Annotated in this window: 18 protein-coding genes and 2 pseudogenes; 17 read left to right on the top strand and 3 right to left on the bottom strand. The window is 50.1% G+C overall.

Annotated elements, in window-relative coordinates; translation table 11 throughout:
* The first annotated feature begins 3 nt into the window (after positions 1-3).
* From ispE to pth, 14 genes are all read left to right on the top strand, one after another.
* Positions 4-885: a 4-(cytidine 5'-diphospho)-2-C-methyl-D-erythritol kinase gene (gene ispE / locus ULO1_RS12500; protein ID WP_078665728.1), complete on the top strand. Its 882-nt coding sequence runs from the start codon at positions 4-6 to the stop codon at positions 883-885.
* Between the two features lie 30 nt (positions 886-915).
* Positions 916-1,611 carry a GntR family transcriptional regulator gene (locus tag ULO1_RS12495; RefSeq protein ID WP_078665727.1) on the top strand — a complete coding sequence of 232 codons (696 nt, stop codon included), beginning with the start codon at positions 916-918 and terminating at the stop codon, positions 1,609-1,611.
* Entirely contained in the window at positions 1,611-2,330 is a 720-nt protein-coding gene (locus ULO1_RS12490) for an NTP transferase domain-containing protein (RefSeq protein ID WP_078665726.1), read from the top strand. Before ULO1_RS12495 ends, ULO1_RS12490 begins: the two co-directional genes overlap by 1 nt.
* Before the next feature lie 104 nt (positions 2,331-2,434).
* A complete protein-coding gene (purR, locus tag ULO1_RS12485; protein WP_242946690.1) occupies positions 2,435-3,286 on the top strand; it encodes a pur operon repressor in 852 nt (283 codons plus the stop codon).
* An 8-nt stretch (positions 3,287-3,294) separates the two neighbouring features.
* Positions 3,295-4,482, top strand: a complete 1,188-nt coding sequence (gene ilvA / locus ULO1_RS12480) for a threonine ammonia-lyase (protein WP_079933699.1) — start codon at positions 3,295-3,297, stop codon at positions 4,480-4,482.
* A gap of 14 nt (positions 4,483-4,496) precedes the next feature.
* On the top strand, positions 4,497-4,880 hold the full coding sequence (locus ULO1_RS12475) for a RidA family protein (RefSeq protein ID WP_079908046.1): 384 nt from the start codon (positions 4,497-4,499) through the stop codon (positions 4,878-4,880).
* A gap of 122 nt (positions 4,881-5,002) precedes the next feature.
* Positions 5,003-5,281, top strand: coding sequence for a septation regulator SpoVG (spoVG, locus tag ULO1_RS12470; RefSeq protein WP_078665724.1), 279 nt, complete (start codon positions 5,003-5,005; stop codon positions 5,279-5,281).
* Positions 5,282-5,400: 119 nt separating this feature from the next.
* Positions 5,401-5,877 carry a hypothetical protein gene (locus ULO1_RS12465; RefSeq protein ID WP_079908048.1) on the top strand — a complete coding sequence of 159 codons (477 nt, stop codon included), beginning with the start codon at positions 5,401-5,403 and terminating at the stop codon, positions 5,875-5,877.
* A 135-nt stretch (positions 5,878-6,012) separates the two neighbouring features.
* On the top strand, positions 6,013-7,401 hold the full coding sequence (gene glmU, locus ULO1_RS12460; RefSeq protein ID WP_079908049.1) for a bifunctional UDP-N-acetylglucosamine diphosphorylase/glucosamine-1-phosphate N-acetyltransferase GlmU: 1,389 nt from the start codon (positions 6,013-6,015) through the stop codon (positions 7,399-7,401).
* Between the two features lie 3 nt (positions 7,402-7,404).
* A complete protein-coding gene (locus ULO1_RS12455) occupies positions 7,405-8,346 on the top strand; it encodes a ribose-phosphate pyrophosphokinase (RefSeq protein ID WP_078665722.1) in 942 nt (313 codons plus the stop codon).
* Between the two features lie 79 nt (positions 8,347-8,425).
* Positions 8,426-9,064, top strand: a complete 639-nt coding sequence (locus tag ULO1_RS12450; RefSeq protein WP_079933691.1) for a 50S ribosomal protein L25 — start codon at positions 8,426-8,428, stop codon at positions 9,062-9,064.
* Positions 9,065-9,177: 113 nt separating this feature from the next.
* Positions 9,178-9,879: a hypothetical protein gene (locus tag ULO1_RS15270; RefSeq protein WP_242947961.1), complete on the top strand. Its 702-nt coding sequence runs from the start codon at positions 9,178-9,180 to the stop codon at positions 9,877-9,879.
* On the top strand, positions 9,858-10,745 hold the full coding sequence (locus tag ULO1_RS15265) for an IS200/IS605 family accessory protein TnpB-related protein (RefSeq protein ID WP_242947960.1): 888 nt from the start codon (positions 9,858-9,860) through the stop codon (positions 10,743-10,745). The genes ULO1_RS15270 and ULO1_RS15265 overlap by 22 nt, the downstream gene beginning before the upstream one ends.
* 310 nt (positions 10,746-11,055) lie before the next feature.
* Positions 11,056-11,628 carry an aminoacyl-tRNA hydrolase gene (pth, locus tag ULO1_RS12440; protein ID WP_079933698.1) on the top strand — a complete coding sequence of 191 codons (573 nt, stop codon included), beginning with the start codon at positions 11,056-11,058 and terminating at the stop codon, positions 11,626-11,628.
* Between the two features lie 90 nt (positions 11,629-11,718).
* On the opposite strand, the gene ULO1_RS15465 is transcribed toward pth, so the two are convergent.
* From ULO1_RS15465 to istA, 3 genes and pseudogenes are all read right to left on the bottom strand, one after another.
* A complete protein-coding gene (locus ULO1_RS15465; RefSeq protein ID WP_143325466.1) occupies positions 11,719-11,811 on the bottom strand; it encodes a transposase in 93 nt (30 codons plus the stop codon).
* Positions 11,812-11,821: 10 nt separating this feature from the next.
* Positions 11,822-12,395: pseudogene (locus ULO1_RS15260) on the bottom strand (transposase); the annotation flags it as partial.
* A 99-nt stretch (positions 12,396-12,494) separates the two neighbouring features.
* A pseudogene (gene istA, locus ULO1_RS12430) lies at positions 12,495-13,226 on the bottom strand (IS21 family transposase); the annotation flags it as partial.
* A 301-nt stretch (positions 13,227-13,527) separates the two neighbouring features.
* Between istA and cas6 the strand changes: the two are divergent.
* Genes cas6 through cas7b form a run of 3 tightly spaced genes read left to right on the top strand, consistent with a single transcriptional unit; the run spans position 13,528 to position 17,091 of the window.
* Positions 13,528-14,289 (top strand): CRISPR-associated endoribonuclease Cas6, encoded by a 762-nt coding sequence (gene cas6, locus ULO1_RS12425; RefSeq protein WP_242947959.1) that lies wholly within the window; start codon positions 13,528-13,530, stop codon positions 14,287-14,289.
* Complete coding sequence (locus ULO1_RS12420) at positions 14,273-16,138, top strand: TIGR02556 family CRISPR-associated protein (protein WP_159446902.1); 1,866 nt, start codon at positions 14,273-14,275, stop codon at positions 16,136-16,138. The genes cas6 and ULO1_RS12420 overlap by 17 nt, the downstream gene beginning before the upstream one ends.
* A gap of 41 nt (positions 16,139-16,179) precedes the next feature.
* Complete coding sequence (gene cas7b / locus ULO1_RS12415; RefSeq protein WP_079933689.1) at positions 16,180-17,091, top strand: type I-B CRISPR-associated protein Cas7/Csh2; 912 nt, start codon at positions 16,180-16,182, stop codon at positions 17,089-17,091.
* Positions 17,092-17,094 lie beyond the last annotated feature (3 nt).

Genomic DNA, 17,094 nt, shown 5'->3' with positions numbered 1-17,094 from the left:
GACATGGAGATTACGCTATTAGCACCGGCCAAAATCAATTTAACTCTGGAAATCAAGGGCCGGCGTCCCGACGGCTACCATGAAGTAGCCATGGTGATGCAGTCCCTGGAACTGGCAGATACCATTACCTGTCGTTTGCGTTCAGATGGCAAAATCTTTCTGGAGGGAAATCACCCGGAGGTAGCATGGAATGAAACCAACCTGGCCTGGCGGGCGGCCTGGCTCTTGCAGGAAGTCAGTGGGGTCAAACTGGGGGCGGAAATCCTGGTGGAGAAGCGCATCCCGGTGGCGGCCGGCCTGGCCGGAGGGTCCACCGATGCGGCAGGGGTTTTGCGGGCCCTGAATCAGCTCTGGAACCTGAACTGGTCCAGGGAGAAGCTGGCCGAACTGGGGGCTCGCCTGGGGTCGGATGTGCCTTTTTGCCTCTATGGTGGAACGGCCCTGGCCACCGGCAGAGGAGAACAGATTCAGCCCTTACCGGCACTGCCGCAGCATTCCCTGCTGCTGTTAAAACCACCTTATGGAGTATCTACGGCAGAGATTTACGGGCTTTATGCCCGAATGGGCCGAAGTCAGCAGGGGCAAACGGAACGGATGCTGGCAGCTGTAAGGACCGGAAACTGGCAGGAGGTGGCCCGGCATCTGGCCAATGACCTGGAACAGATCACTCTGGCCCTTGCTCCCGACTTAAAAGAGCTAAAGGAAGCGGCCTGCAGGGCAGGATGTCCTGGAGTGTTGATGTCAGGCAGCGGCCCAACGCTGTTTGCTTTAATCAATGATGAAGCTCAGGATCAGGAACTGGCTCAACGCTGGCAGGAGGCCGGACAGGTAATCAGGACAAAAACCGGTTTGCCCCTGCCATTGCCGGGAGAGGAGCAAATGTAGTAAAATGGAGCAGGAGAGGGGGATAGTTCCATGGAAAGAAGATTAATCCCGGTCAAACTGGATAGTTACAAACCTTTAAGGGAAATCGTTTTTGAATCCCTGCGGGAAGCCATTATCAATGGTACCCTGAAACCCGGGGAACGGCTGATGGAAATTCAGTTAGCCGAGGAAATGGGAGTGAGCCGGACACCGGTACGGGAGGCCATCCGCAAGCTGGAACTGGAAGGCTTTGTAGTAATGGTACCCCGGAAAGGGGCCTATGTAGCTGGCATTTCCCTGAAGGATATTGCTGATGTCTTTGAAGTGCGGGCCGCGCTGGAGAGTCTGGCTGCCGGCCTGGCGGCAGAGCGCATAACCGAAGAAGAACTGGAAGCGTTAGAGCGCAGTCTGGTTAAGGTAGCGGAATCGACAGAAGCGGATGACCTGACTTCCCTGATTTCCGCTGATACCGATTTCCATGATATTCTCTACCGGGCCAGCCGCAATGAACGGCTGGTGCAGATTGTCAGCAACCTGCGGGAACAGATCCAGCGTTTCCGCATGACTTCTCTGTCCCATCCCGGTCGGATGCGGGTGGCCCTGGAGGAACACCGCAAAATCGTGGAAGCCATTTCAGAACGGAATGTAGAACTGGCCCAGCAACTGGCTCGCGAACATATCGAAAATGCGGAAAACACCATGTTGAACATGATGCGCAAAATGGAGGAGGAAGGGGCGAAAGGCTAATGCGTGCCCTGGTTTTGGGCGGTGATGCTAAATGTTTACGTCCGTTAGGCCAGGAGCCCATGTTAAAGCGCATTATTGAATGCCTCTGGTCAGCCCAGGTGGTCAAAGAGGCACTGGTTGTGGGACCGGTGGCCCAGTCGCCCTGGCCCCTGCCCCCGGGGATAGCCTGGGTACAGGGAGGCGAAAATCTTTCTCAATCCCTGCAAATTGGCTGGGAAGCCCTGCGGCGGCGAGGAGTGGGTAACCGGGAATATATCCTGCTCCTCTCAGGAGATATGCCTTTGTTGTCCCCCCGGCATTTGCAGGAATTTCTTACCGATTGCCAGGGGGAACATGATGCCTATTATCCTATTGTTCGCCAGGAGGACAATGACCGCCTTTATCCCGGGGTAAGACGGACATATGTCCGTCTGGCTGAAGGCACTTTTACCGGAGGCAATGTTTTTTTGATTCGGGCCGGGGTAATGGATAACTGCATGGATTTGCTGGAACGCTTTATTTCCGCCCGCAAGCAGCCCTGGCGCCTGGCACGATTGCTGGGGCCCACTTTTCTGTGGCGCTGGTGGCGGCAAACCCTGACCATTGCCGATATTGCCCGCAAGCTCCAGCAACTGACAGGGTTTTCCGGTCAGGCGGTGATTTGTCCCCATCCGGAAATTGCCCTGGACCTGGATAAGGAGGAAGACTGGCTCTGGCTGGAAAAAGGCCAATATTTCTGAACATCCTCATGGACAGAGGATGTTTTTTTTATTATAATGATGGAAAAATGAAATTTTTTTGCCTCAAATGGATAAAATATTCGGGAAATGGGAGAGTGATTCCCGTGAAAATTAAACGCAGTGCCAGAACAATTATTATCGTACAGGAACTGCTCAATCGACCCCATCATCTCTTTCCCCTGACCTATTTTGCTGATGAACTGGGAGTAGCCAAATCCAGCCTCAGTGAGGATATTGGGCTGATCAAGGAAACTATAGCCCGGTTACAGCTGGGGATAGTGGAAACTGTAGCGGGAGCAGCCGGTGGGGTTCGTTTTTTGCCTTTAATCGGGGCGGAAAAACGGGCCAAACTGGCGAAAGAGCTCTGTCAGAGGTTACAGGAGACGGAACGCATCATTCCGGGCGGATTTTTGTATATGAATGATATTATCTATGATCCGGAAATCGCCGGCTGGATCGGCCAGATCTTCGCTTCCCGTTATGTCTACCAGCCGCCGGAATATGTCCTGACCGTGGAAACCAAAGGCATACCCCTGGCTATGATGACCGCCAGGGCTCTGGGGGTGCCTCTGGTCATCGCCCGGGATGACAGCAAAGTTACCGAAGGGTCATCGGTGAGTATCAACTATGTTTCCGGTTCCACACGACGCATTCAGACCATGGCCCTGGCCCGGCGCAGTTTGCCCCGGCAGGCCAGGGTCCTGATCATTGATGATTTCATGAAAGCCGGGGGTACGGCCCGGGGCATGAAAGAACTGCTCCAGGAATTTGAAGCGGAAGTAGTAGGAACCGGCGTCCTGATCGCTACTGTGGAGCCGGAACAGAAACTGGTAGGAGACTATTTCTCCCTGCTGGAGCTGGTAAATATTGATGAGGAAAAGAAACAGGTGGAAATCCGGCCAGCGGCCTGGGTAACCCAGCCGCTGGCAGAGGAGGAAGGTCTGTGGCAATTGTAGATTTGACCATGATTGAGCAGGCGGCAGTCCGCCTTCAAGGGGTTGCTCACCGCACTCCCCTGGACCTGTCCACTACCTTCAGCCGTCTGAGTGGTCGGGAAGTCTGGTTAAAACATGAGAATCTGCAAAAAACCGGTTCTTTTAAATTGCGGGGCGCCTATAACAGGATTTTAACCCTGTCCCCTGAAGATAAGGCCAAAGGGGTAATAGCCGCCTCAGCAGGGAACCACGCCCAGGGAGTAGCATACGGGGCCAGTGCTGCAGGCATTCCGGCTACCATTGTCATGCCGGAGGGAGCTCCTCTCAGCAAGGTATCCGCTACCCGCAGTTATGGGGCCAGAGTAGTGTTGAGCGGAATTTCCTATGATGAGGCTTACCAGAAGGCCAAAGAGATTCAGGAACAAACCGGAGCCACTTTCGTTCATGCCTTTGATGACCCGGAAGTCATAGCGGGGCAGGGGACCATCGGCCTGGAGATTCTAGAGGAGATTGAACCGGAAGTGGTGGTAGCCCCTATCGGCGGCGGGGGGCTGGTGGCCGGACTGGCTACAGCTATCAAAGGTCGCAATCCCCGCATTAAAGTGATCGGGATTCAGGCGGCCGGAGCTCCGGCTATGTACCTGTCCAAACGGGCCGGCAGCTGGCAGGAGATCATTCAGGTGGATACCATTGCCGATGGGATTGCAGTTAAAAAACCGGGACAACTAACTTTTCAGATTATCAATGACCTGGTGGATGAGATTGTGACCGTTACGGATGAGGAAATCGCCCAGGCCATTCTCATGCTGCTGGAACGGGGCAAAACCATTGTAGAGGGAGCGGGAGCAGTAGGCGTAGCAGCCTTGCTGGCAGGCAAGCTGCCTTTCAGCGGCCGAACTGCGATTGTCCTTTCCGGTGGCAATATTGATGTGAACATGGTGGCGACCATTATTAATCGCGGTCTCAGCAAAGCTGGCCGCCGTTTGCGCTTTCGCACCATTCTGGTGGATAAGCCCGGCAGCTTGCAAAAATTGCTGGAGCTGATCGCTGGTACCAGGGCCAATGTCATCTCCATTACCCATGATCGTACCCGTCCGACTTTAACCTATACCCAGGCGGAAGTGATCCTGGAACTGGAAACCCAGGATAATCAACATATTGGGGAAATTCTGGCGATACTGCAGAATAACCACTATCAAGTGGAAATAGTTAGTTAAAGGAGGAACGAGCAATGACAAAAGAAATTATTTCTACTACCGCAGCACCCCAGGCCATCGGACCCTATTCCCAGGCGGTCAAGGTGGGCAATTTGCTATTCTGTTCCGGTCAGATTCCCATTGATCCCGTCACTGGCCAGCTGGTTACCGGGGATATCCAAACCCAGACCCGCCGGGTGCTGGATAACATTAAGGGTCTACTGGAAGCTGCCGGCAGCTCTCTGGATAAGGTGGTAAAAGCAACGGTATTTATTAAGGATATGAATCAGTTTGCCACCATTAATGAAATCTACGCTACATACTTTACTGCCAATCCGCCGGCCCGCTCCCTGGTAGAGGTAGCCCGCCTGCCGAAAGATGTCGATATTGAGATTGAGGTAATAGCCTTATGTGAATAATTGTGTAAGAATTTGTATGAAACTTTTAGCACAAATAAGCAGGATTTTTTTGGGATGGAGAGAATAAAATAACCTGTATTGGAAAATAATATCTAGTAGGCAACCAGGAAGGTGGTGAGACTATGCTTAATATTACCGATGTACGGATTCGGAAACTGAGCCCGGAAGGAAAACTGAAAGCAATTGCCTCTGTCACCCTGTCCAATGTCTTCGTTGTCCATGACATCAAAGTGGTGGAGGGTCAAAAGGGCTTATTCGTGGCGATGCCCAGCCGCAAGACTTCTGAGGGGCATTACCGTGACATCGCCCATCCTATAACTTCAGATTTCCGGCAGCTGATTTCCCAGGTGGTTCTGGACGCCTATCAACAGGCAATGGTAGAGGAACAGGTCAGTGCTTAAACAGCAACACCCCGCGTCAGCGGGGTGTTTTTTTGGGTTTTATTTCATAAAATATAGAAATTTGCCTTTTGCCGGTCATTTTGTTATAATAATTACAAAAGAGGAGAGGAGGAGATAAAATGACTAAAAAAGTACTGGTACCTTTGCTCGCCTTTTTGCTGGGCGCAAGTCTATTAAGCGGCTGTGCTACCAACAAGTCTGAGCCAAAACAGGAAAAACCAGCTACTGAAACCAAGCAATCGACCACCCAAACCCAGCCTGAGCAACAGCCCGCCAAGAAAATTACCATTTCTCTGACAGGTGCAAAAAATGGTTGTAATGATTGCCATGCACCTGGTAAAGTCATTAAGACTAAAGATGGCAAGGAAAAGGATGTTTCCCTTGCTGGCGAAACCAAATTGATACCCAATCACCCGGAAATTGACAAGAATGCGCTGATTGCTGATTGCATGAATTGTCATAAGCTATCTCCCGAAAAAAGGGAAAAATTTGTTAACAAAATCCATGATGTGCACATGAATAGTGAGGCATTCACTGTTAAATATAAACAAACCTGTAGCGGTTGCCATGATATGAGTAAAGTAAAAGGTCTATAGGAAAAAAGAGGGGCAGTGACCCCTCTTTTTTTCATTTTTCGCGGCAGAAGGGCAGGAATTAAGGGAAAGCTGTTGAATATACAAAAAGTTAGGCATAATAACAAATGGATAGCTCATATAAAGGAGGCGTCTTTTTTGGAAGGGCTGGCAGCAGTCATCCTGGCAGCAGGAAAAGGGACAAGGATGAAGTCCCGGCTGCCCAAAGTATTACATCCGGTCGGGGGCCAACCGATGGTCAGCCATGTCATGGCAGCTTGCCGTACTGCCGGAGCGCAACCGGTGGTGCTGGTTATCGGGCATGGAGCAGAACAGGTGCAGGCCACTTTAGGGCCGGAGCAGATATATGTAGAACAGAAAGAACAACTGGGTACAGGTCATGCTGTCATGCAGGCAGAGACTGTATTGCGGGATTTTGAGGGAGATATTCTGGTTGTGTGTGGAGATACCCCTTTGTTGCGCGGTGAAACCCTGGCGGCTCTGGCCCAGTACCATCGCCAGCAAGAGGCAGTGGCTACGGTACTGACCATGACGCTGGCAAATCCGACAGGTTATGGCCGGATTATCCGGGATGAACAGGGTCAGGTGGCAGCCATCGTGGAGGAAAAGGATGCTACCCCGGAGCAGAAAGCCATCAGGGAAGTCAACTCCGGTACATATTGCTTCCAGGCGCAGGCCCTCTTTGCCGCCCTGCAGCAAATCACCCCCAACAATGCCCAGGGGGAGTATTATTTAACGGATGTGCTGGCTATTTTCCGGCAGCAAGGGCAAAAGGTAGCGGCCTGGCAGCTGTCAGATGATACAGAGGTGATGGGTATCAATGACCGGGTGGCCCTGGCAGAAGCCAACCGGCTGTTCCGGGAACGCATTAACCGGCAGCAGATGCTGGCAGGAGTAACCATTCTTGACCCGGCCACTACTTATATAGAGGCGGAGGTCAAAATCGGCGCTGATACCGTCATTTACCCCAATACCCACTTGACAGGCAAAACCACTATCGGAGCTGGCTGCCAGATCGGTCCTGATACCAAAATTATGGACAGCCAGATTGGAGATGGGGTGGAGATCCAGTTCAGCGTGGTTTTGCAGGCGGAGATCGGCAATGACTGTACTATCGGGCCCTTTGCTTACTTGCGCCCTGGTACCCACCTGGCGGCCGGGGTCAAGGTGGGCGATTTTGTGGAAATTAAAAATGCAGTGATTGGCCAGGGCAGCAAAGTGCCCCATCTCAGTTATATAGGAGATGCGGAGATTGGCTCCGGGGTTAATATCGGGGCTGGCACCATCACCTGCAATTATGATGGTTACAAAAAATCAAAAACCATTATTGGCGATGGCGCCTTTATTGGCAGCAACAGCAACCTGGTCGCACCGGTAACTATTGGCGCCGGGAGCCTGGTTGCCGCTGGTTCCACTATTGTTAAGGATGTACCGGCTGATGCCCTGGGGGTGGCCCGGGCGCCGCAAAAAAACCGGGAAGGCTGGGCTAAAGCTCGGCGCGAAGCAATCGAAGGAGGTAAAGCATAAATCATGGGTGTGCGCCAGATGAAAATTTTTACCGGTAATGCCAACCCGGCGTTGGCAGCGGAAATCGCCGAATATCTGGGGGTTAATCTGGGACAAGCTCAGGTTTCCCGCTTTAGTGATGGCGAAATCGTGGTCAAAATCAATGAGAGCGTACGGGGGGCGGATGTATTTGTCATTCAGCCCACCTGTAGCCCGGCCAATGACCATTTGATGGAACTGCTGATTATGATTGATGCCCTGCGTCGGGCTTCTGCTCGCCGCATTACTGCCGTTATTCCTTATTACGGTTATGCCCGGCAGGATCGAAAAGCCCGGGGCCGGGATCCCATTACTGCCAAGCTGGTGGCTAACCTGATTACCGTCGGGGGAGCTCGTCGGGTAATGACCATGGATTTACATGCTGGTCAGATTCAGGGCTTTTTTGACATTCCGGTGGACCACTTGCCCGGGGTTCCCATCCTGGCCGAATATTTCCGCAACAAGAACCTGGAGAACGCTATTGTTGTCAGCCCTGACCTGGGCGGAGTAACCCGGGCCCGGGCTCTGGCTGACCGGCTGGGCAGTGCCATTGCCATTATTGACAAACGGCGGCCGGAACCGAATGTAGCAGAGATAATGAACATCATAGGCGATATCGAAGGCAAGACAGTGATCATGATCGATGATATCATCGACACCGCCGGGACTATCACCCTGGGTGCCCAGGCCTTGATTGAGCGGGGGGCGAAAGAGGTTTATGCCTGCTGTACCCATCCGGTCTTATCCGGTCCTGCTATCTCCCGCATTGAAAACTCTCCCATCAAGGAACTGGTGGTAACCAATACCATTCCCCTCTCAGAGGAAAAACGCAGCAACAAAATCAAGGTCCTGTCAGTTGCGCCGCTTCTGGGTGAAGCCATTTTGCGCGTTCATGAGGACCTGTCAGTGAGTATGCTGTTCGACTAGGTATAATACTTATCTAAAACGGGCATAATACCAGCACAAACAAATGGTGCTGGTATTATTTTTTTTGGAGGTGTAGTCATTGACTGGTCAAAATCTGACAGCCCGAATTCGGGAGAGAGACGGAAAAGGGCATAATCGCCGCCTGCGCCGGTCCGGCTGGGTGCCGGGAGTTGTATATGGTAATGGTATTGATGGCAGTATTTTGGTCGCAGTGGATAAAGTACAATTGCGGCAACTGCTCAACAGTCCGGGCGGCCGTACCCGCTTGCTGAGACTGGATTCCGGCTTGCCTACGGGCCCTATTGACGCTTTGATCAAGGAAGTGCAGTGGGATCCTATTACGGAAGAGCTCCTGCATGTGGATTTGCAAAAGGTGGAAACAAACCGCAAAGTTCATGCCCAGGTACCGGTGCACCTGGTGGGAGAAGCCCAGGGGGTAAAGGCCGGGGGCATTATTCAGTTTAATGTTCGCCAGCTGGAAGTGGAATGTTTGCCCCAGGATATTCCGGCGGAAATCACCATTGACATCAGTCACCTGAAAATAGGCGGAATGATCCGGGTCAAGGATATCCCTGTTCCGCCTGGTTGCCAGATTGCCCAGGATCCCGATACTATTATTGCCGCAGTGATTGCACCCAGGATGCAGGTCGAGGACGTAGAAGTGAAAGTGGTTGAATCCGTACCAGCCAAACAAGCGACTACCACTGCGGCATCATAATAAAGTGACCCTCTGCCCACTGGCAGGGGGTTACTTGCTTCTGCTGGCTCTGGTTGTATATAATGAGGGAGAGCAAGGGAGGTATGCAGCAGCTTCAGAAAACTATACTATAATTGATTGTACCTAACTATTTTACTATTATAAAAGCATGGAATATTATCCATTGGAGAGGCAGCAAAGTCCGGCAGGGTTTCGGGGAGCTGATCAGGAATGCCAAAGAAACACGAGAAGAACAAATTAGCATAACTGTGTGCGGGGAGTTTTTTCCAGAGATTTACCCGGCTCACCGGTCTTCGAAGTGGAGCCGGGGCGAAGAAGACCCGCTGACTACGGAGATGCGTCTCTTCTGTGCCTGTATGCGGTGGGCCTTTAACCGGCTCCTGGAAGGTGCTTTCCGCCATGAAATCAAGAAGTCAGGACAAGAACTTTTCGGGCTGAACTCCCGCTATACGGATGATGCCAGACTTAAAGCACAGGCCCTGCTGGACTCCCAAACAGAACTGCTGAAGTTAGAAAATGAAGAAACAGAAAAGAAACTGGGCCGGGCCAGGAAGAAACTCAGCCTGACAGTCAAGGGGCGGAACAATCGGGTGGTTTCACTGGTAAAAAGGCTGGCTGAACTGAAGGACTACCGGGAGAAGGGGACAATGCCAAAGGTAGTCTTTGGGGGCAGAAGGCTGTGGGAAAAGGTCTGCCAGGGCCGGGCCGCCCGTGAAAAATGGCGGCACGCCCGCAGGAATCGCCTCTACTCCCGGGGAGACGAGAGCAAGGGAGGCAACCCCAACAGGAACTGGTGCAGATATGGCTGGCCATGAAGTTACCCTATGCGGTAGAACTGATCCGCACCCTGGAAGGACGCTACTTGGTACATTTGACATTTGAAGTGGTCAGGGTGCAGGAACCGGACTTTGCTAAAGGTTGTCTGGCTATAGACACAAACCCTGATGGGGTAGCCCTGTGTAACGTTAGCGCTTCCGGCCAGCCGGAGCTGTGGCCGGAGGGTTTCAGTGTTCCTTATCCCGGCAACCTGGGCAAGTATGAAGGAGAGTTTCAGGTTATCCCTTACCCGAACGGTTTTCTTTATATCAGAATACCAGACTTAGCCCATGCTTCCAGCTTCCGGCGTAACTACCTGATAGGCGTTTTAGCCAGAGTAGTGGTAGATATAGCTTTCTTTTCAGGCAAACCCATTGTTTTAGAAAACCTTAACTTTAGCAAAGACAGGCTAGACACTAATAAAAAGTTTAACCGCATGGCCTCTAATTTTCCATTTGCGAAGATGGTAGGGGCAATGTATCGGAGAGCGGTGAAAGAAGGGGTGCCTTTCAAGTTAGTATCACCCCGGCATATTTCAACCATAGGTTACTGGAAGTATATGAAACGTTACGCCGTTCCGGTGCATTGCGCGGCGGCACTGGTTACAGGACGCCGGGCGATGGGCTTCAGGGAACGGGTGACTGAAGAACTCAGGCAACTGGTATCGCAAATCAAGCAAAACCTGACCCGGAAGGATAATCCTGATAGACCTGGGGAAGGAAAAGGGATGACCCGTGGGGTCAGGGCCTGCTTGAGGCGGCTGGAGGAGAGGCTTTCTGTGCATAACGGGCTTGCTCCGTGTCAGCAGGAGGCGTATAACTCCGTCTGGCCTGACCTGAAGTTATTGGCCCTGTCCGTATGGTGACCCCGTTTAGCCGGTGTCGGAGAAACCGGTAGGCGTCCTAACAGGACGGTCCGGACGGCGGTGAGCTTGCCGCTTCTACTCCAGTTTACTTCGACCTGCGGGTGCCGAAAGACATTCCGAAGGCGAGCCTGGGGTACGGGAGAGGATAACCTCTTCGTTCGGGCTCCGGGTGGGACTCCCGGGCCGAGGTCCCCTGTCGCCCTGCCCCGCGGGGGCAAATCAAGTATTTGGAAAGGAGGCGAAAGCCTGGTCTGGGGGCCGACTTGACTGAAAATAAAAACAGTCAAGTTTTTTGAACCAGGGCGAGAATATGAAGATGCTGGTGGGACTGGGCAATCCCGGCCCGCAATATGAATTGACCCGGCATAATGTCGGTTTTCTGGTGATTGATGCCCTCGCTGATAAGGTAGGGGTTAGCAGTTTCAAGCAGCAGGCCGGCGCGCTGGTAGCTTCGGTAAATTATCAGGGGGAAAAATTGCTGCTGGTCAAGCCTCAGACCTACATGAACCTGAGCGGCCAGGCCGTAGGGGAACTGGCCCGTTATTATAAAATTCCCGCTCAAGATGTGCTGGTTATCTATGATGATATGGATAACCCGTTTGGTCAGCTACGCTTGAGGGCCAGGGGGAGTTCTGGCGGCCATAATGGGATCAAGTCGATTATCAGCCACCTGGGAACAGAGGAGTTTCCCCGCCTCAAGGTGGGGATTGGCCGGCCGCGGTCAGGCCAGAGTGCTGCCGATTATGTCCTGGAGCCTTTTAGTAGCGAGGAACGGGCGGCACTGGGGCGCATAATTCCTGCTGCGGTAGATCGGGTGTTGGCGGTGGTGGACAAGGGGATAGTGGCGGCGATGAATGAGTTTAATGGGAAGAGGGTTTGTTAGAGTATTTTGCAGTATTGTAACAAGAAAGAAGAAAATTGATTCTGATGGTGTTTGGCTATGTGGCGAGTTTGTCTTGAAAATAAGTTCGTTTCACTTGTTAAATGGGCTTTTTTCATCTTGTTCCATTAGCAAAGCGCCAATTAACCGGATAGCCGATTTCCGATTAGGGAAGATCCTAATCACTCTTTCACGCGTTTACACCAACAGCAATTAATACACCCCGTTGACGGACACTGCCATCTTCTCTAACTCTTATGACCATAGCATCAAATATGATAAAGGGGTAGCTGTGTTATCTAATAGGCCTTGAATTCCAGCTGGTTATAATCGGGTCAAGGTTTTTACAGAGTTCTGAAATTGTAGACTTTGAAAAGTCTGTACCGCAAAGTTCATAAGTTATCTCTTCGATTTTTCTGGTAGACATGCCATTAACTACCATTCCCATTAATGCCAGCAAAAGTGTCTGTTCGCTTCTCTGGTAACGGCGAAAGATATCAGTAGTAAAGTTACCTTCTCTAAGTCTTGGAACTCTTAAGGTAAGCATACCTACACGGGTAACTAAATTTCTTGGATAATAGCCATTGCGACAATCTTGTCTTTCGTCAATTCTTTCGTAAGGGTCAGCTTTGATTTGCTCTTTGGCCTGGCTCGGAGTATTTGACTAAGCAAGGATTCTAAAAGTTTAGCTACTCCTTCATCTTTTGCTCCATTGAGAATGAGGTGGTGCGAAATTTCGGAATTCAATGGGTAATATTATATTGAGCCATTTCTCATCCCTCCAGTTAGGTTTTTGGTTTGGTCACCTTTAATTCTAACCAGAGGGTGGGGATGGCTCAACTTTTTTAAATTGCCCTTTTTACACAATTATATGGACTTAACTCAGGCAGGGGTTTGAGGTTTTCTTCCTTCAGGCGGTCAATAGGCCTTTTCCCGGTAGTACCGTGTATTCTCCTGTTTTTCTTTTCGCACCACACTATTGCCTGGCGGTTTAAGTCACCGTAGTCTACGAACTTCCTACCCGGCAAGAAGTTGCTTTTAACAAAATCTATGCCGCTTTCTACTTTACCCTTGGTTTGGAGACGCCGTGCCCTGCACACTTTAGGAATAAATCCAAGGCTTGCGGCAAGGTCTTAAAAGGTAGGGTTGCATATGAGCTTTCTGTTTTCATCGGTGCCAAGTATTACGGTTTTCATTCTATCGCTAAGAACTATGTCGGTTATTCCGCCGAAGTATTCAAACCCGCGGATTAGACAGCGGATGAAGGTATGGACGTCACAGCGGTTTGTGAATTCCACGTATATGGCTCTGGAGTAGCCCAGCACCATGACAAAGACGTAAAGCTTACGTATTTCACCGGTTTCCTCGTCAATATAGGTGTATTCGCCCCAGTCAACCTGGGTTTGCTGGCCAGGCTTGGTTTCATAGCGGCATACGTCAGGAACCTGTTTTGGAGGTCTAAATTGCCTTACATAGTCCCTTAAAATGAGGAATTTTCTTACCGTATTTCTGGAATGACCTGTTTCTCGTGCGATTGCAAGAATACTCTTGCCCCTTTCTTTTAATTCATGCAACATGATAATAGATCCACTCCCTAGCATTTATTTCCCTCCGATCCTTTGCTGTGGTATCAGAGGGATATTTCGCCAGGGGGTGGGTCATTTCCTTTTCGTTGCCTCTGGGTCAATTATACACCGGCGGTGACACAGGCCTATGTTAGAGTGACAGTAGATGTCACACCCTTAGAGGAAAATACCCGTAAAAAAGGCTGCATGGGAGATAACAAGGCTGATGGTGCGCTATTCCTGCAAAAGAGAAAAATTTGACAAAAAAGAAGGGAAAATGGTAAAGATGACGAATAATGAAAGAGTCAGGCAAATCAAACAACAGGAGGACAAAAACGTGCATCTGTATTTCACCTTGCGCACCGCAGAAGAGGGACTTGCCTTGCCTATTCATTATAATCATTTACTGCAAGGGGCCCTTTATGGAATTCTCCCGCCTGAATTGGCCTCATTTTTTCATGAACAAGGCTATGAAACGGGCGGGCGCCGCTTTAAACTTTTCACTTTTTCCTGCCTCATGGGCGAGCGAAAGATCGAACAGGAAAACAAAAAAATTACTTTCCGAGGGGAAGTGAGATTAGTTGTCGCATCACCGCTGGAAAAATTCTGCACTGCTTTAGCCTGGGGTTTCCTTAACCGGGGATTTCTCCGCTTGGGGGAAACGGAAGTAGAGGTTGTAAAAATGGCCGTTCAGCATTACCGGGTGACGGGGGATGAAATCGCCGTCCGCACCCTCTCCCCGGTGGTGGCCTACAGCACCCTTTACCGTCCCGACGGCCGTAAATACACCTGCTACTTCCAACCGGGTGAACCTGACTTTGACCCTCTTATCACCGCCAACCTGCGCAAAAAGTACCAGGCTCTGTACGGTTGTGAACCCCCGTCGGGGGAGGTGGTGGTGAAAAAAGCGGGTAGGGGCAACTGGCATGTCCTGGAGTACAAAGGGTTTATCATTAAGGGCTACTCCGGCCCCCTGCGCCTTGCTGGCCCCCCGGAACTGTTGCAAATAGCCGTGGACGCCGGCTTAGGCAGCAAGAACTCGCAGGGGTTTGGGTGCTTGGAGATAAGAGGAGGTGGGAGAAGTGCTGACTGCGGTTAGAGAGTTGGGAGAATTGCTTTTGGAGGGGAAAGAACCAATTGAGGTTTTAACCAAGCCTTTAGGCGTTGATAAGGTGGCCGCTGTTGAAATCCAGCTTCTCACTAAGCTCCGTTTTAAGGAGAACAGCGCCGTTGAAGAAGCGAGGAAAAGGGGAAAAAAAGGGGAGGGGAGGAAAAAGGTTCGGTTGATTCCTTACCTCTTCCGTTACAAAGGAACAAAGCTTGAAGATTGGGACAGTTCCCGCCAATTGGCATACCTTTACCGCCAAGCTGGCGGTAATTCTCCTGATTTTTCCCTGACGACCAAGGTAAATGAGGATGAACCAACAAAAACTTTGGACAACAAAATTCTCGGCTGGTTCCGTAATGTGAGAAGTTTAAAAATTGGCCTTGGAAAAAAGGATGCTGCTTTCTTGGATGCACTGGAAAGAACGTTAGTAGAGAACAGAGAGGCGATTTTAAAAGATATAACGCAGATTCTTCAGGAAAAGAGCAAAAAAGAAAAAATAGCCTTGACTGTGAAAATTGTTGCGGGAAAAAAGAAATTTTATCCCGGTGAGATACCTCTCTTCCGCGAAGTGCTGCTGAAAAGAGTTTACGAAAAGGACATGGAGGTTGTAAGTTCAGATAAGATATGCTCCCTTTGCGGAGAAAAAAAGCCTTATGTTTTTGGCAACTCGAGCCCTTACAAAATTTATACCTTAGATAAGACGGGGTATATAGCAGGCGGTTTCAATCGCGAACTTGCCTGGCGAAATTTTCCCCTCTGCGGTGATTGTAAGCTGGCATTAGAGGAAGGTAAGAAGTTTATTGAAGAAAACCTGCAGTTCAGTTTTAGCGGCATCAGCTACTATCTCATTCCCAAGTTTCTTCTCGGCAAAGAGGCGGCCAAAGAAGTGGTAGCTGTCTTTACCGATTCAGTAAAGATTGTCTCTTTAAAGCAGCAAGTTAAAAAGAGCATTACCGGCAGTGAAAAAGATATTCTCGATACCGTCAAGGAAGCCAGCGATACAGTAATGCTTAACTTTCTCTTTTTACAAAAGATGAATGCGGCAGAAAGAATAGTCATGCTTATCGAGGATGTGCTTCCCTCTCGCTTGAAGAAAATTTTTGCTGCCAAAGAGGAGGTGGATAAACAGTTCGGCGGTGAGTTTAATTTTAGAATTTTACGGGAATTTATCAGCAAAAGTGACCAGGATAAGGCCAGGCCCGACCTGGATCGGTACTTCCTGGAGACCGTGGACCGAATTTTTAAAGACAGGCCTGTGGACAAAGATTTTCTGCTCAAATTTATCATGCAAAAAATCCGTTACGAGTTCCTCCACAACCGCTACTTTTTCCAGGCTGTCCGGGATGGGTTGCGGGTGATAGCCTTTCTTCAGGTCCTGGGAATTTGGAAAGGAGGCACAATGGTGAGTACAGGGGAACGCTTTTTTGATCAGTTTTTTGCCGGTTTCGCATCGTCTTTTACCGATCCTATGCAGAAAGGCTTATTTTTGTTGGGAGCTCTGACTGAATTTTTGCTCCGCCGGCAAAAGAAGGATAGAAATACTGACCGCCCCCCCTTCTTAAAAAAACTAAAAGGATTGAAAATGAATGAAACCGACTTTAAAGGCCTTTTGCCCAAAGTGCAAAATAAATTGGAGGAATACGAGGCTTTCGGTAGAGGCAGACGTCTTTTGGCGGCAGAGGCTGCTTACTACCTTTTGCAAAGTGGGAGCAACTGGAAGGCTTCTATCGACGAGATGAACTTTTACTTTGCTTGTGGGATGAACATGACCGACGAAATTGCCAAACTTATTTACCCGTCTGGTGAAGAGGTAGAAGAAGAGGAGGAAAAGACGGCGTGAGCTAAATTGAGCTAATTTAAAAATTAAAGGAGGAGATAAAAATGGAACAGATTAAAAACAGATCCGAGATTTTATTCCTCTACGATGTTAAGGATGCCAATCCCAACGGCGACCCTGTAGATGAAAACAAACCGCGTATTGACGAAGAAACCGGGGTTAATATTGTCACCGATGTGAGGTTAAAGCGGACAATCCGCGACTACCTCTATTACTACAAAGGGAAAGACGTTTTTATTATCGAAATCCGGGATGATAACGGGAACTTAACCACAAAAGAGAAGCGGTTGGAGGATTTTAAAGACAGCAAGGATATCCTGGAAAAATGCATCGATGTGCGCTTGTTTGGAGCAACGACGGCGGTGAAAGGGAAGACTATGACCCTGACCGGACCAGTCCAATTTAAATTTGGCCGTTCCTTGCACAGGGTAGATCTTACCTACATAAAAGGGACCTCGGTGATGCCTTCTGCCCAGGACAAAAAGCAGGGAACCTTTACCGAAAAATACATTTTGCCGTATTCTCTCATCGCTTTTTACGGCATTGTGAACGAAAACGCTGCCAGGACCCAGGGGATAAACCTTACCGAGGAAGATGTGGAACTCATGCTGGAAGCGGCCTGGCTGGGAACCTTAAATTTAGCTTCTACCTCCAAGTTTGGTCATATGCCCCGCCTGCTGTTACAGGTAATTTACCGCGAAGGAACCAATACCTTCATTGGCGAACTGGATCGCCGCCTCAAGTTTGTCAGCGAGAAGAACGATGAGGCCATAAGGGATATTACCGACGGCGTCCTGGTAATTGACGATTTACTGGCGGCCCTTAAGCAGCATAAAGACGAAATTGTCAAAATCAAATTTAAGGTCGATGACAGAGTTACCGTCCAGGCCAACGGTAAAGTTGCTCCCTTGTCTGAACTGTTAACCGAATTCAATCTTGAACCCTTTGCCTTTTAAGAG

The organism is Carboxydocella sp. ULO1, assembly GCF_002049255.1.
In the GTDB taxonomy this organism is placed as follows: Bacteria; Bacillota.
This window is presented reverse-complemented; position numbering and strand designations above follow the sequence as displayed.